Below are 20,860 nucleotides of genomic sequence, written 5' to 3' on the forward strand. Positions count from 1 at the left end.
GCGGCCGGCTCCGCCGTCCTCGCGCGCCGTCGGCGCGTACCCGGAATCGCACCCGAGGGGTCCTCCACCATGCACGCCTTCGCACCGCTGTCGGATGTGGTCGGCGCCGCCGGCGCCGTCCTGGCCGGGCTCGCCACCCTGCTCGAACCGCTCACCGGCGGCGCGGCCACCGCCGCCGCCATCGTCGTCTTCACCGTCACCCTCCGCCTGCTGATCACCCCGTTGACCGTCGCGCAGGTGCGCGGGGAGCGGCGCCGCGCGGCGCTCGCCCCCCGCGTCCGGGAGCTCCAGCGGCGGTACGCGGACGACCCGGCCCGGCTCCCGGCCGAGCTGGCCACGCTCTACCGCTCCGCCGGGGCGAGCCCGCTCGCCGGTTGCCTGCCGCTGCTGCTCCAGGCCCCGTTCCTGCTGGTGGCGTACCGGCTGTTCACCACGGACGAGGGCGGCACCGGCCTGCTGGACGAACAGCTCGCCGAGGTGCCGCTCGGGCACCAACTCGGCGACGGGCTCGGCGGCGCGGTGGTGCCGCTGTTCGGCGCTCTGCTGGCCGTCCTGGTCGTGCTGGCCTGGTGGACGTCGCGCCGGATGCGGCGCGCCGCCGTGCCGGCTCCGGCCGGTACGCCGGGCGCGGACGCGCTGGCCCGCCTGCTGCCCCTGCTGCCGTACGCGACCGTGCTGGTCGCGCTCGTGCTGCCGCTGGCCGCGGTGATCTACCTGGCGACCACGACGGCATGGTCGGGGCTCGAACAGGCGGTGCTGCGCCGTCCATCCGCCTCGACGTAGATCGATATTGACATCCGGGTGAACGGCACGTACAACTCCTGAGAGAGCGCTCTCTCGACCCGTCCCGCAGAGAGGCACAGCCATGCACACGCCATCCGGGGCGCCTGCCGCCCTGCCCGCAAGACGCCGGACACGACTGGCGTTGGCCCTGCTCACCGCCGCCACCACCACCGCGTTGGCCGGCCTGACCGTCACCGCGAACGCCGCCGTCCCGCCGCCGCCGTCCGGCTGGAGCCTGGTCTGGAGCGACGACTTCACGGGCGCGGCCGGCACCCTGCCGTCCTCGGCCAACTGGATCATCGACACCGGCACCAGCTACCCCGGCGGCCCGCCCAACTGGGGCACCGGGGAGATCCAGACGTACACCAACAGCACCGCCAACGTCAGCCACGACGGTTCCGGCAACCTGCGGATCACGCCCTTGCGCAACGCGTCCGGCCAGTGGACGTCGGCGCGGATCGAGACCGTCCGCAGCAACTTCAAGGCGCCGTCCGGTGGCGTGCTCGCGATCGAGGGCCGCATCCAGATGCCGAACGTGACCGGCGCGGAGGCGCTCGGCTACTGGCCGGCGTTCTGGGCGCTCGGGTCGCCGTACCGGGGCAACTACCAGAACTGGCCGGGCATCGGTGAGTTCGACGTCATGGAGAACGTCAACGGGATCAATTCGGTCTGGGGAGTGCTGCACTGCGGCGTCGCGCCCGGCGGACCGTGCAACGAGTTCAACGGGCTGGGCGCCTCCCGGGCCTGCCCCGGCAGCACGTGCCAGTCGGCCTTCCACACCTACCGGTTCGAGTGGGACACCTCGGTCAGCCCCCAGCAACTGCGCTGGTACGTCGACGGGCAGCTCTACCACACCGTCACCCAGAGCCAGGTCGGTGAGCCGTACTGGACCCAGATGACGTCGCACGCCGGCTACTTCCTGCTGCTCAACGTGGCGATGGGCGGCGGCTTCCCGAACGGGGTGGCCGGCTTCACCACACCCACCGCATCGACCGTCCCCGGTCGGCCGATGGTCGTCGACTACGTCGCCGTGTACAGCCGAGGCGGCGGCACCACCCCGCCGCCGACCACCCCGCCCCCGACGACGCCGCCGCCGGGCGGGGTCCGTGACGCGTACGCGACGATCCAGGCCGAGTCGTTCAACGCCCAGAACGGCGTGATCGTGGAGGCCTGCTCGGAGGGCGGCCAGAACATCGGCGCGCTGCGCAACGGCGACTGGGTGCGCTTCGACAACGTGGAGTTCGGTGCCATGCCACCGCGGGACTTCGTCGCCCGGGTCGCCTCCGGCGCGGCCGGCGGGGTGAGCGGCCTCGTCGAGGTCCGCCTCGACAGTCCGACCAGCCCGCCGATCGGCAGCTTCGCCCTCGCCAACACCGGGGGCTGGCAGAGCTGGCGCTCGGTGCCCGGCAACGTCGCCGGCCCCACCGGCCGCCGGACGGTCTACCTGACCTTCACCAGCGGCCAGCCGAACGACTTCGTCAACGTCAACTGGTTCACCTTCCGCCGCTGAGCGTGCAAGGAAGGGCCCCTTGTTAACGCCTCGCGTAGTACAGGGGGCCCTTCCAATCACTCGACCCCCACCCCTGGACAGGAACAGTTAACAGTCTTAATAATAAGCGCCAACGTAGACGTCCGTGGATGCCTGTCCGGGTGTGGAGGGTCGCATGAAGCGTTCCAGATCCCTAGTCCTGTCCCTGGTCACCGTGGTGACGGCCGCGCTCGGCGCCGCCTGGGTGGCGATGCCGGCGTACGCCGCCGGCCCGACCGCCACCTTCGTGAAGACATCCGACTGGGGCAGCGGGTGGGAGGGGAAGTACACGATCACCAACGGCGGCACGACCACGATCAACGGCTGGAGCCTCACCTTCGACCTGCCCGCCGGCACGTCGGTCGGCACCTACTGGGACGCGCTGCTCACCTCGTCCGGCCAGCGGTACACGTTCACCAACCGGTCGTGGAACGGCACGGTCGCGCCGGGCGCGTCGGTCTCCTTCGGCTTCCTCGGCAGCGGGCCGGGCTCGCCGACCAACTGCCGGCTCAACGGTGCGGCCTGCGGAGGCGGCACGACCCCCACCACGCCTCCGCCCACCACCCCGCCACCCACCACGCCGCCCCCCACGACCCCGCCCCCGACCACGCCGCCGCCCACCAGTCCGCCGCCGGTCACCGGCCTGCCCAAGCACATCCTCACCGGCTACTGGCACAACTTCGACAACCCGGCGGTGGAACTGCGCCTGCGGGACGTCCCCGCCGAGTACGACGTGGTCGCGGTCGCCTTCGCCGAGGCGACGGCCACCCCCGGCGCGGTCACGTTCGCGGTCGACCCCGGCCTCTCCGCCGCGCTGGGCGGCTACACCGACGCGGACTTCTCAGCCGACGTCCGGACCCTGAAGAGCCGGGGCAAGAAGGTCATCATCTCGGTCGGCGGCGAGACCGGCCGGGTCGCCGTCAACGACGCCGCCTCCGCGGTCGCCTTCAGCGACTCGGTGCACGCGCTGATCCAGCGGTACGGCTTCGACGGCGTGGACATCGACCTGGAGAACGGCCTGAACCCGACGTACATGGCGCAGGCCCTGCGGTCGCTGCGCGCCAAGGTCGGCTCCGGACTCATCATCGCGATGGCACCACAGACCATCGACATGCAGAACCCGGCCACCAGCTACTTCAAGTTGGCGCTGGACATCAAGGACATCCTCACCGTCGTGAACACCCAGTTCTACAACTCCGGCTCGATGCTCGGCTGCGACAACAACGCCGCGTACAGCCAGGGCACGGTGAACTTCATCGTCGCGCTGGCCTGCATCCAGCTGGAGGCGGGGCTACGGCCCGACCAGGTCGGGCTCGGCCTGCCGGCCGGTCCCGGCGCGGCCGGCGGCGGCATCGTCGCGCCCAGCGTGGTCAACGCGGCCCTCGACTGCCTGACCCGGGGCACCAACTGCGGCAGCTTCCGCCCGCCGCGCACCTACCCCGGCCTGCGGGGCGCGATGACCTGGTCGGTCAACTGGGACGTGACCAACGGCAACAACTTCGCCCGTACCGTCGGCCCGCACCTCGACACCCTGCCCTGACCTGACCCGACCCGCGGCGCCGGGCCGCGTACCCGCTGGGGTGCGCGGCCCGGTCAGCGCCCGGCGCGGACCGACTCGCGGCCGCGCCGGGCGCGCCGGGCACGCCGCCGGCGGACCTTCTTCACCGCCCAGGTGAGGACCATGACGGCGAAGACCGCGAAGATCGCGTAGTTGAACCAGTTGCTGTAGCGGTCGACGTCCTCCCAGCGCGTGCCGAGCGTGTACCCCAGGCCGACGATCAGCGCGTTCCAGACACCGCTGCCCAGCGTGGTGAACGCGACGAACTCGCCCAGCGGCATCCGGTTCGCCCCCGCCGGGATGGAGACCAGGCTGCGGACCACCGGCACCAGGCGACCGAACAGCACCGCCCAGCGGCCGTGCCGCTCGAACCAGCGGTCCGCCCGCTCCAGGTCGTCGAGGTCCACCAGGGGCAGCCGGTCCAGCCACCGCTTCAGCCGGTCCTCGCCGAGACCGGCGCCGAGCCAGTACAGCGCGAGGGCCCCGACCAGCGACCCGACGGTCGCCGCGAGAACGATCAGGACGACGTTGAAACGTCCCTCGCCGGCCAGGTACCCGGCCATCGCGAGGACGATCTCGCTGGGGATGGGCGGGACGATGCTCTCCAGCGCCACCAGCAGCGCCACACCGACCGCGCCCAGCGCGTCGATGACACCGGCCACCCAGCCGGTCAACCCGCCGAACTGCTCCGGGGGGACGTCCTGGGCGAGTGCCATCGCGATCCTTCCGCTGCCGACCGGGGGATCGGAAGGAGGTACCCGGCAGGTCACCACTTACACCCGGACATGTCGTACGCCTCAGTGCAGGGCGGTGTCCGCCGGCCCGCGCCGCCAGCCGGAGAAGCGGACGCGCCGGGAACCGTACCCCCGTCTCGCGTTTGCCGGCTCGCGTCGCCGGAGACATATCCGGGGCATGGGTGACCGCTGGTACTCCGAGGCCGTCGTCTACTGCCTCGACATCGACACGTACGCGGACTCCGACGGCGACGGCGTCGGCGACATCCGGGGGCTGATCGGCCGGCTCGACTACCTGGCCCGGCTGGGCGTGACGTGCCTGTGGCTGCATCCGATCCACCCGTCGCCGAACAAGGACGACGGGTACGACGCCACCGACTTCTACAACGTGGACCCACGCTTCGGCACCCTCGGCGACTTCGCCGAGCTGCTGCACCAGGCGCAGAACCGGGGCATTCGGGTGATCATCGACCTGGTCGTCAACCACACGTCGGACCAGCATCCGTGGTTCGTCTCCGCACGGTCCTCCCCGGACTCGCCCTACCGGGACTGGTATGTGTGGTCGGACCGGGAGCCGGACGACCGTCACCAGGGCATGGTGTTCCCCGGGGAGCAGCACGAGACGTGGACCTACGACCGGACCGCGAAGGCCTGGTACTACCACCGGTTCTACCAGTTCCAGCCCGACCTGAACATGGCCAACCCGGCTGTGCGGGCCGAGGTCAAGAAGATCATGTCGTTCTGGCTCCAGCTCGGCGTCTCGGGTTTCCGGATGGACGCGGTGCCGTTCATCATCGAGCTGACCGAGCCCGGCAACCCGAACTCGCCGAAGGACTTCGAGTTCCTCACCGAGCTGCGCCAGCACGTGCAGTGGCGCCGCGGCGACGCCGTCCTGCTCGCCGAGGCGAACGTCGAACCGGACCAGCTGCCCACGTTCTTCGGCGACAGCGGCGGATCCGCGAACCGGCTGCACATGCTCTTCGACTTCATGCTGAACGGGCGCCTCATGCTCGCCCTCGCGCGGCGGGACCCGGAGCCGGTGATCGAGGCGCTGCGCGACACCCCGGCGCTGCCCGAGGGCGGGCAGTGGGCGACGTTCCTGCGCAACCACGACGAGATCGACTTGTCCCGGCTCACCTCCGAGCAGCGCAACGAGGTGTACGCGCAGTTCGGCCCCGACGAGGACATGCGGATCTACGACCGGGGCATCCGCCGCCGGCTGGCCCCGATGCTCGGCAACGACCGGCGGCGTGTCGAACTGGCGTACTCGCTCCAGTTCTCGCTGCGCGGCACGCCGGTGCTGCGGTACGGCGAGGAGATCGGGATGGGGGAGGATCTCGCCCTGCCCGGTCGGCAGGCCATCCGTACGCCGATGCAGTGGTCGTACCAGCCCAACGCCGGCTTCTCCACGGCGGACCCGGAGAAGCTCGTCCGGCCGGTGATCGACAAGGGTGAGTTCTCCTACGAGAAGGTCAACGTCACCGCCCAGCGGGCCGACCGCACCTCGCTGCTCGCGTGGTTCGAGCGCATGATCCGTACGCTCCGCGAGGCCCCCGAGATCGGGTCCGGCTCGACCACCCACATCGACGTGCCGACTCCGCCGGGAGTGCTGGCGCACCGGGCCGACGGGCCGACCGGCACGATGGTCTTCCTGCACAACCTCGGCACCGAGGACGCCGAGGTCGACCTGAGCCACCTGGCGGCGCAGGCCGACCTGCCGATCGACGTGCTCGGCGACCGCAGCTACGAGCCGGTCGGCAAGCTCGACCGCCTCAAGCTGGCCGGCTACGGCTACCGCTGGATCCGCCTGTGCCGGGGCGGCGGGTTCTAGGCCGGCGGGCTTCGCCGTACCCCTGGGTTAAGCTCCTTCGATCAAGTGAAGTTACCGGGAGGTAGGCATGTCGGAGGAGCAGCGGGTCGCCATCGTGACCGGCGCGGCGCGGGGCATCGGGGCGGCCACCGCCAAGCGCCTGGCGGCCGACGGGCTGGCCGTGGCCGTGGTGGACATCGAGGAGTCCGCGACCAAGGAGACCGTCGACGCGATCGCCGCCGCCGGTGGCCGGGCGCTCGGGGTCGGTGCGGACGTGTCCGACCGCGCCCAGGTGGAGGCGGCCGTGGAGCGGGTCGCCGCCGAACTGGGCGGGCCCACCGTGCTGGTCAACAACGCCGGCGTGCTCCGGGACAACCTGCTGTTCAAGATGACCGACGCCGACTGGGACACGGTGATGGGTGTGCACCTGCGGGGTGCGTTCCTGTTCAGCCAGGCCGCCCAGAAGCACATGGTCGAGCGGAAGTGGGGGCGGATCGTCAACCTCTCCAGCACCTCCGCGCTGGGCAACCGCGGCCAGGCGAACTACTCCGCCGCAAAGGCGGGCCTCCAGGGCTTCACCAAGACCCTCGCCATCGAGCTGGGCCCGTTCGGGGTGACCGTCAACGCGGTCGCCCCCGGCTTCATCGTCACCGACATGACCGCGGCGACCGCCGCCCGGATGAAGGTGGACTTCGAGGCGCTGCAGAAGCACGCCGAGGCGGAGATCCCGGTCCGCCGGGTGGGCCGCCCCGAGGATGTGGCGCACACCATCTCGTTCCTGGCCAGCGAGGGCGCGTCCTTCGTGTCCGGTCAGGTGGTCTACGTCGCGGGCGGCCCGAAGGACTGACGGCCGCCCCCGCCCCGCTCCGCCCCGCGCGCGTCGCGGGGCGGGGGCGGGTCAGGACGGTGCGCGGCGGGTGCGCCAGAGCCAGAGCAGACCGAGCACCGGCAGGACCAGCGGGATGTAGCCGTACCCGCTGCCGAAGCCGGACCAGACCGTCTCGTCGGGGAACAGGTCCGGCCGGGCCAGGCTGAACGCGCCGACACCGACCACACCGACCAGTTCCACCGTGCAGCAGGTCAGGGCGATCCGCCGGCCGGCCGCACCGGCGCGGGCGAGGCCCACCGCGGCCACGATGTAGATGACCGCGGCGAGCGCCGATAGCAGGTACGCGACCGGAGCCTGGTCGAACTTCGTGGCGATCTGGAGGCCGGCGCGGCTGGTCGCGGCGATCGCGAACAAGAGGTAGACGGCGATCAGCAGCCGGCCCGGGCCGGCGTTGGTCCGCGTGCGCTCCGCGGCCGGCGCGTCAGCCACCGAGCACCGCCCAGGTCTGCTGGAGCCGGACCACCACCACCGGGGCGACCAGGCAGACGGCGCAGACGATCGCCGAACCCCAGCGGGTCGGCTCCATCCGGGCCAGCACCCAGGCCAGCGGTGGCAGGCAGACCAGCGTCACCAGGTAGCCCGCGAAGGCCCCCGGCTCGCCCGGCCGCTCGCCCCCGGCGAGGGCGACCAGTGCCACCACGGCCATCACCAGCAGGACCGCCTCCAGCGCGGCCAGACCGATGAACTGCACCCGGTCGGGAGCGCGGTGCCGCAGCGTGGCCACCAGAGCCCACGCCGCGACGAGCAGGCACAGCACGATGGCGGCGGAGGCGAGCAGCCCGTCCACCGGCGATCCGGCCGGTGCGGCGCTGGTCATCGGGTCCACCGGGGGCGCGGTTCGGTCACCGCCACACTCTACTAATCGGCGTAGTAGCGGTGACGTACGGGCGCGGCCCGCGCCGCGACTCCAGCACGGGGCCTCAGGGCCTGGCCTGGGCGCGACTCGTGCCGGGACTCCGACGCAGGCCCTAGCATGATGCGAGGTGCTGCGGCGGGACGACGGCTTGGGGGTTCTCGTGGTGATGCGGTTCGGCTTGTTCGGCACCGGGCACTGGGCGGCGGAGACGCACGGCGCGGGGCTGAACGCACATCCCCGGACCGCGCTCGCCGGCGTCTGGGGGCGGGACCCGGCCAAGGCCGCCGCGCTCGCGCAGCGGTACGGCGTGCCCGCGTTCGACGACGTCGACGCGCTCATCGAGGCGTCCGACGCGGTCGCGGTCGCCCTTCCTCCGGACGTGCAGGCCGACATCGCGGTCCGCGCCGCCACCGCCGGACGGCACCTGCTGCTGGACAAGCCACTCGCCCTGAGCGTCGCCGACGCCGACCGGGTGGTCACCGCGGCGCAGTCCTCCGGCGTCGCCTCCCTGATCTTCTTCACCCAGCGGTACCACCCGAACGTCACCACGTTCCTCGCCGCCACCGCCGCCGAGGAGGGCTGGCAGCACTGCGCCGCCACCTTCTTCGCCTCGATCTACCAGCCCGGCAACCCGTACGAGGGCTCCGCGTGGCGGCGCCAGCACGGCGCTCTCTGGGACGTCGGCCCGCACGCGCTGTCCATCATCCTGCCGGTGCTGGGGCGGGTGACCCGGGTGGCCGCGATGGACGGCCCGCGCGGGCTCGTGCACCTGCTGCTCACCCACGCCGGCGGCGCCACCAGCAGCGTCTCGCTCACCCTGGACGCGCCGGGCGAGGCGGTCACGCGGGATCTGCGCTTCTACGGCGTCAGCGGCATCGAGACCGCCCCGCTCGGCAAGGGCACCGTGGCGGACGCGTACGGGACGGCGATCGACCAGCTGCTGGAGGAGGTCGACTCGGGCACCCGCGACCACCGCTGCGACGTGCGTTTCGGCCGGGAGGTGGTCGCCGTCCTCGAGGCGGCGGAGACCGCCCGGCGCGAGGCCCGCACGGTCGACGTCCCCTGACCGGCGGGAAAGCGGTGGTCGGGGACCGGCGGGCCCGGTTAGGGTCGGCGTCATGTCCGCGTACGCACTGATCGAGGGGGCCGCCGCGCCGGCCGCCTTCGGGCCGCTGCTGGTGGCCCGCCCGCGCGTCCGGCGTCCGGCCCTGGCCGGCGCGCCCCGCGACTGATTCCACCCACGCACCGCGTTCCCACCCCGGCCGAGCACCGGGTGGGCCGCCGCGACCGGTGAACCCCGGGCCCCGCCCGAGGTGACCCGGTCTCCCGTGCGTCGAGACCGTCCCGCGCCGTCGCCCAGGGCCGTCCGTGTCCCGATCCCCCGGACAGGCAACCCTTCGGGCCCGGCCTCGGCGCGCTTCGCGCCGGGACTCAAACCCGCGGCCGCCTGTCCGCCACGTCGCCGTACGGCGACAGACAGGACGACGACCCGTGGCGCCCCGCCGTACCCCAGCAACCGAACGCGACCGGTCCCGTCGCGTACTCTCCCAGAACTTCCTCGCCGACCCGGCCGCGATCGCCCGGCTGGTCCGGGCGGCCCGCCCCGACCCCGACGGCCTGCTGCTGGAGGTGGGCGCCGGACGCGGCCAGCTGACCCGGCCGCTCGCCGCCCGCTGCCGGCACCTGGTCGCCTACGAGGTGGACCCGGCGGCCGGCGCCGAGCTGGCCCGGGTCAGCGCCGCCCTGCCGAACGTGACGCACCGGCAGGCGGACTTCCTCGCCGCCGCGCCGCCCCGGCAGCCGTTCGGGGTGGTCGGCAACATCCCGTGGTCGCTGACGTCCGCCGTGGTGCGCTGGTGCCTGACCGCGCCGGGCCTGCGCGCCGCGACCCTGCTCACCCAGCTCGAATTCGCCCGCCGGCGCAGCGGCGACTACGGGCGGTGGACCCGGCTGACCGTGCTGACCTGGCCGGAGTTCGGCTGGCGGCTCGCCGGGCGGGTGCCCCGGACCGCGTTCCGCCCGGTGCCCCGGGTCGACGCCGGAATCCTCCGGATCGAGCGGCGCGGCGAGCCGTTGCTACCGGTGGTGGACCTGCCCGCGTACCGCCGGATGGTGGAGCTGGGCTTCGACGGCGCCGGCGGATCGCTCGCGGCGTCGCTGGGCCGGCACCACCCGCGGGCCCGCCTGGCGGGGGCCCTGCGCGCCACCCGCCTGGACCCCGCCACGCCGGTCGGGCACGTCTGGCCCGAGCAGTGGCTGGTCCTGTTCCGCCTGCTGCGGACGTAAGGAAGGGCCCCTTGTTAACGCATTCGGTAGTAGAAGGGTCCCTTCCTAACACTCAGGCGAGCGTGTTCAACGCCTCCGCCAGCTCGGCGGGGGAGTCGAAGTCCTCCGCCGGCAGCGCCCGCAGCATCTGGAGCATCTCCGTGCTCACCCCGTTCTCCTGGCCCCACCGGACCAGGTCCGCGCGGGAGATCGGGTAGTCGAGCCCGGCCAGGTACTCCTGCAACTGCACCCCGGTGACGGTCATGGCCGCCGCCTACCCGCTCCGCGCGCCGACACACCGGTTTGCCCGTCGACGCGCCGGGTAGCCGCTCGCCATGCTGGTTCAGCGGCTCGGCGCGCCGAGCGACTTCGACCCGTTGCTGGAGCGCGTCCGGGACGCCCGGATCGTGATGATCGGAGAGGCGACGCACGGCACCTACGACTACTACCGGCTCCGGGAACAGCTCACCCGACGCCTGATCGCCGAGTGCGGGTTCTCGTTCGTGGCCGTGGAGGGGGACTGGCCGGACTGCGACCGCGTGAACCGGGCGGTCACCGCGGCCCCCGGCGGTGTCGCCGAGCCGCAGGCCGCCCTGGAACGGTTCGAGCGGTGGCCCACCTGGATGTGGGCCAACGGCGAGGTGGCGCGTTTCGGCCGCTGGCTGCGCGCCTGGAACGTGGAGCGGCCCGAGTCGGAGCGGGCCGGCTTCCACGGCCTGGACGTCTACAGCCTGTGGGAATCGATGCAGGCCATCTTCGACTACCTGGGCGAGGAGGACCCGGCGTCGCTGGAGGCCGCGCAGGACGCGTACCGCTGCTTCGAGCCGTACGGCAAGCGGGTCGAGGAGTACGGCATGGCCAGCCGGTTCGTCTCGGCGCGGTGCGAGGACGAGGTGGTGCGGCTGCTGGCGCGTACCCGGGAACACGCCGCGGCCGACGGCGCGGACGCCTTCTCGACCTGGCAGAACGCGGAGGTCGTGGCCGGCGCGGAGCGGTACTACCGGGCGATGGTCGCGGGCGGGCCGGAGTCGTGGAACGTCCGGGACATCCACATGGCCGACACCCTCGACCGGCTGCTCGACCACTACGGCCCGGGGTCGCGGGGAATCGTCTGGGCGCACAACACGCACGTCGGGGACGCGCGGGCGACCGACATGGCCGCCGACGGCATGCTGAACATCGGCCAGCTGGGTCGGGAGCGGCACGGCCGGGACGCGGTCGTGCTGGTCGGGTTCGGCAGCTACCGGGGTACGGTGATCGCCGCGCCGCGCTGGGGCTCGCCGGCCGAGGCGATGATCGTGCCGCCGGCCCGGGAGGGGTCGGTCGAGCAGCGGCTGCACGAGTTGATGCCCGAGCGGGCGGTGCTGGTGTTCGGCGGGGACGACCAGCCGGGTTGGGTCACGGACGTCCTCGACCACCGGGCGATCGGCGTGGTGTACGACCCGTCGTTCGAGTCGTGGGGCAACTACGTCCCGACGCGGCTGGGTTCGCGGTACGACGCGTTCATCTGGTGCGACGATACGACGGCCCTGCACCCGCTTCCCGCCCTGTCGGCCCCCGGCGAGATGGAGACGTACCCGGCGGGCGTCTGAGCGGCGTTAGGAAGGGCCCCTTGTACAACGCCAGGCGTTGACAAGGGGCCCTTCCTTGCGCGTCAGGCGCGGGCGGGTTCCTTGTCGGCGAGGTGGGCGCGCAGGCCCTCGCCCTCGACGTCGACGTTGGGCAGGGCCCGGTCGAGCCAGCGCGGAAGCCACCAGGCCTTGTCGCCGAGCAGCGACATGACCGCCGGCACGATCGTCATCCGGACCACGAACGCGTCGATGGCGACGCCGACCGCGAGCGCGAAGCCCATCGACTTGATGACCGGGTCGTCCATGAAGACGAAGCCGCCGAAGACCGCGATCATGATGAGCGCGGCGGCGGTGACCACCCGCGCGCCGTGCCCCATGCCGTTGATGGTTGCCTGCCGGGCGGTGTCACCGTGGACGAAGTCCTCCCGCATCCGGGAGACCAGGAAGACCTCGTAGTCCATGGCGAGGCCGAACAGGATGCCGATGAGCAGGATCGGCAGGAAGCTGATCAGCGGGCCGGGCGTGTCCAGGCCGACCAGGTCGGCGAGGCGGCCCTGCTGGAACACCGCCACGGTGAGGCCGAACGTCGCGGCGACGGTGAGCAGGAAGCCCAGCGCGGCCTTGACCGGCACCAGCAGCGAGCGGAACACCAGCATCAGCAGCAGCACCGACAGCCCGACCACGAGCAGCAGGTAGATCGGCAGCGCGGCGGAGAGCTTCTCGGAGACGTCGATGCCGATCGCCGTCACGCCGGTGAGCAGCACGTCGGCGCCCTGGATGCCGCCGACCGCGCCCCGGATGTCGTCCACCAGGGTCTCGGTGGCCGGGTCGGTGGGCCCGGTCTTCGGGACCACACCGAGCAGCACGGTCCGGCCGTCCGGGCTGAACTGCGGCGGTGCCACCGCCAGCACGTTCTCGGTGCGCTGGACCAGCGCGGTGACCTGCGGTACCGCCGCCGCCGTGGCCTGCTGGTCGTCGCCGGCGACGACGACCGCCAGCCGGCCGGTGAAGCCCGGTCCGAAGCCCTCGCTGATCAGGTCGTTGGAGACCCGGGCCGGCGACCCGGCCGGTGCGGTGCCGGCGTCGGGGAGGGCCAGCCGCATGTCGGGCGTGGGCAGCGCGAGCACGCCGAGCCCGACCAGGCCGACCAGGATGACGGGCAGCCGGAACCGGGTCACCAGGCGGGCCCACCGGAACCCGAAGGCGGAACGGTCCTCGGTGCCGGCGCCCGCGCCGGTCGCGTCGCCGCCCTCGGCGGTGGCGTCCGCGCCGGCCTGCCCGGCGGCGGCGCGGAGCTTGCGGGGGAGGACCCGCCGGCCGGCGAAGCCGAGCAGCGCCGGCTGGAGCGTGAGGGCGACCAGCACGGCGATGGTGACGGTACCGGCGGCGGCGAGACCCATGACGGTGAGGAACGGGATGTTCACCACCGCCAGGCCGGCCAGCGCGATCACCACGGTGGCGCCGGCGAAGAGCACGGCCGAGCCGGCGGTGCCGACCGCCCGACCGACCGCCTCGTCCCGGGGCAGCCCGTCGAGCAGGTTCTGCCGGTAGCGGGAGGTGATGAAGAGCGAGTAGTCGATGCCGACCGCCAGGCCGAGCATCAGGGCGAGGATCGGTGCGGTGCTGGTGAGCTCCACGACGTCGCTGAGCGCGAACAGGCCGGCCATGCCGACGCCCACCCCGATCAGGGCGTTCAGCATGGTCATCCCCGCCGCAACCAGCGACCCGAACGTGACCACGAGGACGATCGCCGCGATGGCCACGCCGATGGCTTCGGTCGAGCCGACCTCCGGCTCGGTGTTGAGCACCTCGCCGCCGGGGGCCACCTGCCAGCCTCGGGCCTCGGCCGCCGTGCCGACCTTCTCGTACGCGTCCCGCTGCGCGTCGGTCACCTTGTCGGCGCCCTCGGCGAACTGGACCTGGATCAGCGCGTACCGGCCGTCGGGGGAGAGGGCCTGGACCGTGAAGGGGTCCACGGCGCCGACCACGCCGGGCAGCGTCGCGGCCTCCTGGGTCAGCTCCTTGACCACCGCCTGGCCCTGCGGCGTACCGAGCTGGCCGGGCGCGGGCGCCTTGACGGCGATGGTGCCGGTCGCGCCGCTGGCCGCCGGGAACTGCTCGGCGAGCAGGTCCTGGGCGCGCTGCGACTCGGTGCCGGGCATCGTGAAGTTGCTCGCCGTCGGGCCGCGCAGGGTCGCGGCGGCGAGGCCGAGGCCGACGAGTACGACGAGCCAGATCGCGGCGACGAGTCGCCGCCGGCGCATCGAGCCCCGGCCGAGCCGGTAGAGCAGGGTCGCCATGGGTTCGGTGTCCTCCGTCGTGGGTGGATGGGTCAGTCGACGGGCTCGAGCGCCCGCCGGACCAGTGCCAGCAGCGCCGGCCGAAGCTCCTCGTCGGGCACGTCGACGAACTCCCCGCACGTCTCGGCGATGCCGGCGAGCACCACCAGCGCGGCGATCCGTGCGGACGGGCGGTCGGAGTGTCCGGCGCACGCGCCGATGAGCCGTTCGGAGATGGCCTGGATGTGCGCGAAGGCGGGTTGCTGAAGCAGTTCGGGGAACTCGCCGCGCAGCAGCGCGATCTCCCGCCGGAACCGGACCGCCAGGTCGACGAAGCCTTCCGCCGCGACGCACTGCGCGTCGGCCGGCCCGGCGGCGGCGACGATGCGGTCGTCCAGGGCCTGCAGGACCGCGATCGCCGGGGCCATCAGCGCGGTGAGGATGGCGTCCTTGTTGGCGAAGTGGTAGAGCACCGCCGCCTTGGAACAGCCCACGTCACGGGCGATGTCCTGCAACGACGTGCCCCGGTAGCCGGTCGCCGCGAAGCGCCGCGCCGCGGCCGCGAGGATCTCGTCCCGCGTCTCCGGTACCACCCGTGCCATGCCGGTCCCACCTCCGGACACCAGCATGCCTGACCGATCGGTCAGGTGCTGACCGATCGGTCAGACCGGTTCGGTGGCGTTCGCCACACGGCCGTGTTCACGGTCGTACGCGGCGCGGGCGGCGGCGATCGCGCCGCGGTGCCGGTCGGCCCAGTCGGTCAGGGCCACCAGCGACTCGTACAGCTCCAGGGCGATCGGGGTGGCGGTGTACTCGACCTTCGGCGGGACGGTCGGGTACACCGTCCGCCGCAGCAGGCCGTCCCGCTCCAGGTTGCGCAGGGTCAGCGTGAGCATGCGCCGGCTGATCCCCTCGACGCAGCGCTCCAGCTCGGTGAAGCGGACCGGGCCGCGGGAGGCGGCGACCAGGATGCCGATGCTCCACTTGCCGCCCACGCGGTCGAGCACCTCGCGGACCGTGCAGGCCTTCGCCTGGCCGGGTGCGAAGGGGCCGGCCGTGCCGTCACACCCGCTCATGGACACATCGCTGTTCCCCTGGGACATGAAAGTGCCTCCTTACGCTCGGCCTCATGGTCACAGAGCATGGTCTCGGTAACAAATCATGCACCTAGGAGGGTTCTCCCATGCCCACCCGTACCGCGCCGTCCCGCCGGCTGGCGCTGCTGGTGTTGTGCACCGCCAGCCTCATGGTCATTCTCGACGGCAGCGTCGTCGCGGTCGCGCTTCCCGCGATCCAGCGGGACCTCGGCTTCTCCGCCGCCGGCCTCGCCTGGGTGGTCAACGCCTACCTCGTCGCGTTCGGCGGGCTGCTCCTGCTCGCCGGGCGCCTCGGCGACCTGCTCGGGCGCCGGCGGGTGTTCCTGGCCGGCGTCGCCCTGTTCACCCTGGCCTCGCTGCTGTGCGCCGTGGCGACCACGCCGGGCGTCCTGGTCTCCGCCCGCTTCCTCCAGGGCGCCGGCGGCGCGTCGGCCACCGCCGTCAGCCTCGGCATGATCGTGCGGCTCTACCCCGAGCCCGCCGGCCGAACCCGGGCCATCGCCGTCTTCAGCTTCACCGGCGCCGCCGGCGCGTCGATCGGGATGCTGGCCGGTGGAGTGCTCACCGGAATCGCCGGCTGGCCGGCCATCTTCCTGGTCAACGTACCGATCGGGCTGGCGGTGCTGCTCGCCGCCCTCCGCGGGGTCGCCCCCGACCGGGGCGCCGGCCTGCGTGCCGGTCTGGACGTCCCCGGCGCGGCGCTGGCGACGTCCGGGCTGATGGTGACCGTGCTGGCCATCGTCGGTGTCGGGGAGCACGGCTGGACTTCCGTACGCACCGCCGGCGCCGCCCTGCTCGCCACCGTGCTGCTCGCCGCGTTCGTCCGTCGGCAGCAGGTCGCCGCGACCCCGCTGCTGCCGCTCCGGGTGCTGCGTACCCCGGATCTGGTCGCCGCCAACGTCGTGCAGTTCCTCGCGGTCGCCGCCCTCTTCGGGTTCCAGTTCCTGCTCGCGTTGGCGCTCCAACTGGTGCTCGGCCTCGACGCGACCGCCGCCGGGCTCGCCTTTCTGCCCACCCCGGTGGCGATCGCGGTGGTCTCCCTCGGCCTCGCCGGCCGGCTGGCCGCGCGGTACGGCGCCCGGCCGGTGCTGGTCACCGGGCTCGGCCTCGCCGTGGTCGGCTTCCTGCTCCTCGCCCGGCTCCCGGCCGACGGCAGCTACCCGGTCGACGTGCTGCCGGCCGTGCTGGTGTTCGGGATCGCCGGCGGGCTGATCCTGCCGGCCGTCACCACCCTGGCGATGGCGGGTGCCGATCCGGCCGACGCCGGCCTGGCGTCCGGACTGGTCAACACGACCCAGCAGGTCGGCGGGGCGCTCGGCCTGGCCGTCCTGGCCACCCTGGCCGCGAGCCGCACCGATGCGGTCCGCGAGGCCGGCCGAACCGCGACCGACGCCCTCGCCGCCGGGTACCGGGCCGCCTTCGCCGTGGCCGCCGCCCTGGTCGCCGCCGCCCTGCTGGTCGCCCTGGCCGCGCTGGGCCGGCGCCGGCCGGTGGCCACCCCGGCTGTCGCCGGCACCCCGGCCGAGCCGGTCCGCCGCACGGCGGCGTGACGGGCGGGGGAGCCGGGATGGGCCGGCGGCGTCCCCTTCGCCGTGTCCGGTTGACCATCCGCGCGCCGGCCGGCAGGGTGATCGGATGGGCGGGGCCGAGGAGACCCGGGACGGGGTCACGCTGACCAACCTGGATCAGCCGCTGTTCGACGGTGCCGGTGCGACCAAGCGGGACCTGGTCGACTACCTCGACGCGGTGAGCGAGCGGATCGTGCCCCACCTGCGGGACCGGCCGCTGTCGGTGGTGCGGGTGCGCCCCGGTCAACCGCCGTTCATGCAGAAGAACCTGCCGAGGTACACGCCGGACTGGGTCCGCCGCACCGGCGTGTGGGCCGAGGCCTCGCACCGGGAGGTCTCGTACGCCCTCTGCGACGACCGGCGCACCCTGCTCTGGTTCGCCAACCAGCGCGCGGTGGAGTACCACCCGACCCTCGCCACGGTCGCCGACCTGCACCGCCCGACCCACCTGGTGCTCGACCTCGACCCGCCGGAGGGCGCGCCGTTCGGCACGGCGGTGGCCGCCGCCCTGCTGGTCCGCCGGGCGCTCGCCGACGCGGGTCTCGCCGGCGCGGTGAAGACCAGCGGGGCGAAGGGGGTGCACGTGTTCGTCCCGGTCGGGGGCGACGCCACGGCCGAGGACATGGCCGCCGCCACGCGGGCGCTCGCCTCCCGCGCCGCCCGCCTCGACCCGGACCTCGCGACGACCGCCTTCATCCGGGAGGACCGGGGCGGGAAGGTCTTCATCGACTCCACCCGGGCGGGCGGCGCGACGGTGGTCGCCGCGTACAGCCCCCGGCTGCGGCCCGGGGTGCCGGTCTCGTTCCCGGTCTCCTGGGACGACCTGCCGTCGGTCACGCCGGCCGACTTCACCATCGGGACGGCGCCCGCGCTGCTGGCCGGGCAGGACCCGTGGGCGGACGCGATGCCCGCGCCGCAGAAGCTCCCGGACGACCTGGTCGCCGAGGGCCACACGATCCCCGTCGCCCGCGTCCAGGCCATGCACGAGGGGAAGCGCCGGGCCCGCGCCCGCCGCGCCGCCGACTGAGGTACGCGGACAGCCTCGCCCGGTCGTCGTACGGCCCCGGGCATGGAAAAACCCGGGCGGTGGCCCGGGCTTCTCGGTCTCTCTGGTGCCCCCGGCAGGATTCGAACCTGCGCCCCCGCCTCCGGAGGGCGGTGCTCTATCCCCTGAGCTACGGGGGCTCAGCGACTGGAGAAGACTAGCAAACGCCGCCCGCGATCGCCGAATCGGTATCCGGCAGATCGGCTCCGTGTCGCCGCGCCCTGCCCGCCGTTCGGACCTCGCACTCCGGTCGATCACGGCGGTCCGGCCGCGGGGAGGGCCGGAACGTCGTGCCGAACCGCCTCGGGGCGTGGGGCAGCACACCCGACCCGGCCCCTTTGCTCTGCTTCAACCCACGCACCGGTCCGGGGCCGATTCCGGTGCGCCGGTTGAAGCAGAGCAAAGGGAGGACGGCGCGTACTCGCCGGGTGGCTCAGGCGGCGACGGCCCGGCCGCAGCTGGGCAGCGGGTGCAGCACGATCCGGCGGGGCAGTCGGCGGGGCCACTCGTTGCGCGGCCAGGAGCCGTCCACGATCAGGTGCACGGTGCGCTGCTCCGCACCGCTCAGCCGGAGCACGAAGTCCCGGGGCAGCGGTGGGTCGACCGACGGCGTGGTGATCATGAAGCGGACGCGGCCTCGGGACGAGACGGCGGAGATCACGTCGGCGGCCGGCATCGTCCCCCGCAGCCGGACCCGCCCGAGCCAGTACACCTCCGCCAGGTGCTCCTGGGCGGCGCGGGTGATGGCCGGGTACTCGGTGCGTACCCACCGCTCGACCGCGCCCACGCAGAGCCCGCAGGCGCGCTCGCGGGGCTCTCGCGGACCCAACCCCCAGGCCCGCAGGTACGCCCCGACCGCCCCCGCGTCCATCGGCAGCTCGAACCGGCTCTGGATGAGGGTGTGCAGGCTCTGTCGCGTCCAGAGCTCCTCGTCCAGGCCAAACGCGTCGGGGTAGCTGCCCCGCAGCGTGTCGATCAGTTCGAGTTCCTGTTCGCGGCTGAGCATTCCCGGCTCGCCCTGCCGCTGTCCGCGACGGACGGCCGCCACCGCCCCGTCACCGCCGATGGTGTGGCGCCGGCACCAGCTGGTGACCGAACGCCGCGCGTCTCTCAGTGCAACCCCCACGTCCTGCGCAACGAGCCCGAATCGCAACTGGTCACGATATGTGTGGAGAAACTTCTCTTAGCGATGGATTCGGTCGAGTGACCCACAGCGCCCGAAACGGGCAAGTCGACCGCGTTCTGGCGCACCATGTCCCCCCGACGCAGAAGGCCCGCACCACCAGACGGGCGGTGCGGGCCTCTCCACGGCGCCGGAGCGGACTCAGCCCTGGATGCGCTTCAGCGCGTTCTGGAGGTTGGTCAGCTCGGTCTGCTGCGTGTTCTTCATGGTCTGCGCGGCCTGGACCACGTCCGGCTCGTCGCTGGCGTCGAGCAGGGCGTCGACCATGTGGATGCCGCCGAGGTGGTGCGTGATCATCAGCTCCAGGAAGAGGACGTCCAACTCCTTGCCCTGCGCCTCGCGCAGCTGTGCCATCTGCTCCGGGGTCGCCATCCCGGGCATCAGCCCGTTACGGACCATCTCGGTCCCGTCCGGCATCCACGCCATCCGGGGCTGGGAGCCGGTCGGGTCCAGCCCCCAGGACCGCAGCCACGTCTGCATGGTGCCGATGTCGCCCTGCTGGGCGAGGGCGATGTCGCCGCCGATCGTCCGGACCTCCTGGTCCGTGCCGCGCTGGAACGCGATCAGCCCCATCTCGACCGCCTGGGCGTGGTGGGTGGTCATGTCCCGCGCGAAGCCCGCCTCGACCGAGGCGTCCCCCGGCCGGGTGACGCGGGGGGTTAGCAGCCCCCCCGCGTACCCGAGCAGGAGACCGACCACGACGGCGAGCGCCACCGCGAGGGTGCCGAACCGGCGGGCGGACACCCGGTCACCGTCCCCGGTGGCCGTGGTCTCGCCGCTGTCGCTGTCGAGGGTCGTGGGCGCGGTCATGGCAGTCCTTACTGCTGCTGCAACTGACGGGGAGTGGTGCCGGTGGCGGTGACGCCCTGGTTGCAGAGGGCGGTCGGACCCTCGATCGAGGCGTTCACCTTCAGGGTCTTGATGAACTCGTCGATCCGGCCGTCGTCGGCGTTGTCGACCTTGAGCTGGTAGCCCCACGCCTGCAGCGAGATCGGCTTGTCGAGGCCCTCGTACGGGCTCATGAACAGCTTCTCGTTGCCGCGCACCTTCTCGGCGAGCTTCTCGACCTGGTCCGCCGGCAGGTTCGGCTGGTAGGTGATCCAGACCGCGCCGTGCTCTAGGCTGTGCACCGCGTGCTCGTTGGCGATCGGGGCGTCGTAGACGTCGCCCATGCAGTTCTGCCAGGCGTCGTTGTGCGGGCCGGCGACCGGGGGCAGCACCGGGTACGTGATCGAGCCCTGCTGGTGGTTGCCGCCCTTGACCAGGTCCGGGTCCTTCTCGCGGAAGTTGACGATGCCGTCGATCGCGTTCGCCCGGTCGTCCCACGGCTTCGAACCCTGGAAGGTCGCCCACGCGCCGTAGCCGATGATCGCCACGGCGAGCACGCCGACGGCGACGAACAGCGCGATCGGGCCCCAGCTGCGGCCCTGGCTGACCTTCACCGGGGCGATCGGCTTGCGGGGGCCCTTGCCGCCCGCGCGCGGGGTACCCGCCGGCTTGCCGGACCCGGCCTTACCGGCTGCCGGCTTGCCCGCGCCCGGCCTCTTGCCGGTGCTGACCACGGTCGGACGGCGCTCCGGGCCGCCCGGGGTGCTGATGCTCATCGTGCCTCGTCAGGTCGGTCGGTCAGGGGATCTGGCGGGCCGGGTTCACATGCTGGGTCGCCGCCGCGGGGACCGAGTCTACCCCCGATA

The 20,860-nt window shown here is 73.0% G+C and carries 19 protein-coding genes, 1 tRNA gene and 1 pseudogene; 10 read left to right on the top strand and 11 right to left on the bottom strand.

The features are described from left to right. Window positions 1-69: 69 nt before the first annotated feature. From ACN26Y_RS12715 to ACN26Y_RS12725, 3 genes are all read left to right on the top strand, one after another. Window positions 70-783, top strand: a complete 714-nt coding sequence (locus ACN26Y_RS12715; RefSeq protein WP_155330484.1) for a YidC/Oxa1 family membrane protein insertase — start codon at window positions 70-72, stop codon at window positions 781-783. 82 nt (window positions 784-865) lie between these two features. Then, window positions 866-2,293 carry a carbohydrate-binding protein gene (locus ACN26Y_RS12720; RefSeq protein ID WP_422734752.1) on the top strand — a complete coding sequence of 476 codons (1,428 nt, stop codon included), beginning with the start codon at window positions 866-868 and terminating at the stop codon, window positions 2,291-2,293. Between the two features lie 154 nt (window positions 2,294-2,447). Then, window positions 2,448-3,851 carry a chitinase gene (locus tag ACN26Y_RS12725; protein ID WP_422734753.1) on the top strand — a complete coding sequence of 468 codons (1,404 nt, stop codon included), beginning with the start codon at window positions 2,448-2,450 and terminating at the stop codon, window positions 3,849-3,851. A 53-nt stretch (window positions 3,852-3,904) separates the two neighbouring features. Here the strand turns inward: ACN26Y_RS12725 and ACN26Y_RS12730 are convergent, their stop codons facing one another. Next, window positions 3,905-4,585 carry a DedA family protein gene (locus ACN26Y_RS12730; protein WP_155330487.1) on the bottom strand — a complete coding sequence of 227 codons (681 nt, stop codon included), beginning with the start codon at window positions 4,583-4,585 and terminating at the stop codon, window positions 3,905-3,907. Window positions 4,586-4,781: 196 nt separating this feature from the next. Between ACN26Y_RS12730 and ACN26Y_RS12735 the strand changes: the two genes are divergently transcribed. Further along, window positions 4,782-6,434 carry an alpha-amylase family protein gene (locus tag ACN26Y_RS12735; RefSeq protein ID WP_155330488.1) on the top strand — a complete coding sequence of 551 codons (1,653 nt, stop codon included), beginning with the start codon at window positions 4,782-4,784 and terminating at the stop codon, window positions 6,432-6,434. A gap of 67 nt (window positions 6,435-6,501) precedes the next feature. Further along, entirely contained in the window at window positions 6,502-7,260 is a 759-nt protein-coding gene (gene fabG / locus ACN26Y_RS12740) for a 3-oxoacyl-ACP reductase FabG (protein WP_155330489.1), read from the top strand. Here the strand turns inward: fabG and ACN26Y_RS12745 are convergent. Both ACN26Y_RS12745 and ACN26Y_RS12750 read right to left on the bottom strand, forming a co-directional pair. Next, window positions 7,233-7,731: pseudogene (locus ACN26Y_RS12745) on the bottom strand (hypothetical protein). The gene fabG and the pseudogene ACN26Y_RS12745 overlap by 28 nt on opposite strands. Beyond that, complete coding sequence (locus ACN26Y_RS12750) at window positions 7,724-8,119, bottom strand: hypothetical protein (protein WP_155330491.1); 396 nt, start codon at window positions 8,117-8,119, stop codon at window positions 7,724-7,726. The pseudogene ACN26Y_RS12745 and the gene ACN26Y_RS12750 overlap by 8 nt, the downstream one beginning before the upstream one ends. Window positions 8,120-8,321: 202 nt before the next feature. Between ACN26Y_RS12750 and ACN26Y_RS12755 the strand changes: the two genes are divergently transcribed. Both ACN26Y_RS12755 and erm read left to right on the top strand, forming a co-directional pair. Beyond that, window positions 8,322-9,224 carry a Gfo/Idh/MocA family protein gene (locus tag ACN26Y_RS12755; protein WP_196255902.1) on the top strand — a complete coding sequence of 301 codons (903 nt, stop codon included), beginning with the start codon at window positions 8,322-8,324 and terminating at the stop codon, window positions 9,222-9,224. Between the two features lie 425 nt (window positions 9,225-9,649). After that, window positions 9,650-10,444 carry an ErmE/ErmH/ErmO/ErmR family 23S rRNA (adenine(2058)-N(6))-methyltransferase gene (gene erm, locus ACN26Y_RS12760; protein WP_155330492.1) on the top strand — a complete coding sequence of 265 codons (795 nt, stop codon included), beginning with the start codon at window positions 9,650-9,652 and terminating at the stop codon, window positions 10,442-10,444. Window positions 10,445-10,496: 52 nt separating this feature from the next. On the opposite strand, the gene ACN26Y_RS12765 is transcribed toward erm, so the two are convergent. Beyond that, on the bottom strand, window positions 10,497-10,688 hold the full coding sequence (locus ACN26Y_RS12765; protein WP_155330493.1) for a DUF2795 domain-containing protein: 192 nt from the start codon (window positions 10,686-10,688) through the stop codon (window positions 10,497-10,499). Window positions 10,689-10,758: 70 nt separating this feature from the next. Between ACN26Y_RS12765 and ACN26Y_RS12770 the strand changes: the two genes are divergently transcribed. After that, window positions 10,759-12,015 (top strand): erythromycin esterase family protein, encoded by a 1,257-nt coding sequence (locus tag ACN26Y_RS12770; protein ID WP_422734754.1) that lies wholly within the window; start codon window positions 10,759-10,761, stop codon window positions 12,013-12,015. Between the two features lie 62 nt (window positions 12,016-12,077). Here the strand turns inward: ACN26Y_RS12770 and ACN26Y_RS12775 are convergent, their stop codons facing one another. Genes ACN26Y_RS12775 through ACN26Y_RS12785 form a run of 3 tightly spaced genes read right to left on the bottom strand, consistent with a single transcriptional unit; the run spans window position 12,078 to window position 15,376 of the window. Beyond that, complete coding sequence (locus tag ACN26Y_RS12775) at window positions 12,078-14,294, bottom strand: MMPL family transporter (RefSeq protein ID WP_155330495.1); 2,217 nt, start codon at window positions 14,292-14,294, stop codon at window positions 12,078-12,080. Window positions 14,295-14,326: 32 nt separating this feature from the next. Next, complete coding sequence (locus ACN26Y_RS12780; RefSeq protein ID WP_155330496.1) at window positions 14,327-14,875, bottom strand: TetR/AcrR family transcriptional regulator; 549 nt, start codon at window positions 14,873-14,875, stop codon at window positions 14,327-14,329. A gap of 60 nt (window positions 14,876-14,935) precedes the next feature. Then, window positions 14,936-15,376: a winged helix-turn-helix transcriptional regulator gene (locus tag ACN26Y_RS12785; RefSeq protein WP_370463324.1), complete on the bottom strand. Its 441-nt coding sequence runs from the start codon at window positions 15,374-15,376 to the stop codon at window positions 14,936-14,938. Window positions 15,377-15,456: 80 nt separating this feature from the next. Here ACN26Y_RS12785 and ACN26Y_RS12790 point away from each other — a divergent pair, with 80 nt between their 5' ends. Together ACN26Y_RS12790 and ligD are read left to right on the top strand one after the other, a co-directional pair. Continuing rightward, window positions 15,457-16,920: an MFS transporter gene (locus tag ACN26Y_RS12790; protein WP_155330497.1), complete on the top strand. Its 1,464-nt coding sequence runs from the start codon at window positions 15,457-15,459 to the stop codon at window positions 16,918-16,920. Window positions 16,921-17,005: 85 nt separating this feature from the next. Continuing rightward, the gene (gene ligD / locus ACN26Y_RS12795) at window positions 17,006-17,965 is read left to right on the top strand and encodes a non-homologous end-joining DNA ligase (protein ID WP_155330498.1); all 960 of its coding nucleotides are present in this window, start codon (window positions 17,006-17,008) and stop codon (window positions 17,963-17,965) included. Window positions 17,966-18,048: 83 nt separating this feature from the next. On the opposite strand, the gene ACN26Y_RS12800 is transcribed toward ligD, so the two are convergent. From ACN26Y_RS12800 to ACN26Y_RS12815, 4 genes are all read right to left on the bottom strand, one after another. Beyond that, a tRNA-Arg gene (locus ACN26Y_RS12800) sits at window positions 18,049-18,123 on the bottom strand. 293 nt (window positions 18,124-18,416) lie between these two features. Then, the gene (locus ACN26Y_RS12805; RefSeq protein WP_155334057.1) at window positions 18,417-19,109 is read right to left on the bottom strand and encodes a winged helix-turn-helix domain-containing protein; all 693 of its coding nucleotides are present in this window, start codon (window positions 19,107-19,109) and stop codon (window positions 18,417-18,419) included. Window positions 19,110-19,307: 198 nt separating this feature from the next. Then, entirely contained in the window at window positions 19,308-19,976 is a 669-nt protein-coding gene (locus ACN26Y_RS12810) for a DUF305 domain-containing protein (protein WP_155330499.1), read from the bottom strand. A gap of 8 nt (window positions 19,977-19,984) precedes the next feature. Next, window positions 19,985-20,770: a DUF3105 domain-containing protein gene (locus tag ACN26Y_RS12815; protein WP_155330500.1), complete on the bottom strand. Its 786-nt coding sequence runs from the start codon at window positions 20,768-20,770 to the stop codon at window positions 19,985-19,987. Between the last annotated feature and the right edge of the window lie 90 nt (window positions 20,771-20,860).

Origin of the sequence: Micromonospora sp. WMMD558, from assembly GCF_049315255.1 — a bacterium.
In the GTDB taxonomy this organism is placed as follows: Bacteria; Actinomycetota; Actinomycetes; order Mycobacteriales; family Micromonosporaceae; genus Micromonospora.

What these genes read in the sequence shown, in the direction of transcription:
- fabG (WP_155330489.1), top strand. Translation starts at nt 6,502, where the DNA reads ATGTCGGAGGAGCAGCGGGTCGCCATCGTGACCGGCGCGGCGCGGGGC.
- ACN26Y_RS12750 (WP_155330491.1), bottom strand. Translation starts at nt 8,119, where the DNA reads ATGACCAGCGCCGCACCGGCCGGATCGCCGGTGGACGGGCTGCTCGCC.
- ACN26Y_RS12720 (WP_422734752.1), top strand. Translation starts at nt 866, where the DNA reads ATGCACACGCCATCCGGGGCGCCTGCCGCCCTGCCCGCAAGACGCCGG.
- ACN26Y_RS12770 (WP_422734754.1), top strand. Translation starts at nt 10,759, where the DNA reads ATGCTGGTTCAGCGGCTCGGCGCGCCGAGCGACTTCGACCCGTTGCTG.
- ACN26Y_RS12765 (WP_155330493.1), bottom strand. Translation starts at nt 10,688, where the DNA reads ATGACCGTCACCGGGGTGCAGTTGCAGGAGTACCTGGCCGGGCTCGAC.
- ACN26Y_RS12785 (WP_370463324.1), bottom strand. Translation starts at nt 15,376, where the DNA reads ATGTCCCAGGGGAACAGCGATGTGTCCATGAGCGGGTGTGACGGCACG.
- ACN26Y_RS12730 (WP_155330487.1), bottom strand. Translation starts at nt 4,585, where the DNA reads ATGGCACTCGCCCAGGACGTCCCCCCGGAGCAGTTCGGCGGGTTGACC.
- ACN26Y_RS12725 (WP_422734753.1), top strand. Translation starts at nt 2,448, where the DNA reads ATGAAGCGTTCCAGATCCCTAGTCCTGTCCCTGGTCACCGTGGTGACG.
- ACN26Y_RS12815 (WP_155330500.1), bottom strand. Translation starts at nt 20,770, where the DNA reads ATGAGCATCAGCACCCCGGGCGGCCCGGAGCGCCGTCCGACCGTGGTC.
- ligD (WP_155330498.1), top strand. Translation starts at nt 17,006, where the DNA reads ATGGGCGGGGCCGAGGAGACCCGGGACGGGGTCACGCTGACCAACCTG.
- ACN26Y_RS12790 (WP_155330497.1), top strand. Translation starts at nt 15,457, where the DNA reads ATGCCCACCCGTACCGCGCCGTCCCGCCGGCTGGCGCTGCTGGTGTTG.
- ACN26Y_RS12735 (WP_155330488.1), top strand. Translation starts at nt 4,782, where the DNA reads ATGGGTGACCGCTGGTACTCCGAGGCCGTCGTCTACTGCCTCGACATC.
- ACN26Y_RS12715 (WP_155330484.1), top strand. Translation starts at nt 70, where the DNA reads ATGCACGCCTTCGCACCGCTGTCGGATGTGGTCGGCGCCGCCGGCGCC.
- ACN26Y_RS12775 (WP_155330495.1), bottom strand. Translation starts at nt 14,294, where the DNA reads ATGGCGACCCTGCTCTACCGGCTCGGCCGGGGCTCGATGCGCCGGCGG.
- ACN26Y_RS12780 (WP_155330496.1), bottom strand. Translation starts at nt 14,875, where the DNA reads ATGGCACGGGTGGTACCGGAGACGCGGGACGAGATCCTCGCGGCCGCG.
- ACN26Y_RS12810 (WP_155330499.1), bottom strand. Translation starts at nt 19,976, where the DNA reads ATGACCGCGCCCACGACCCTCGACAGCGACAGCGGCGAGACCACGGCC.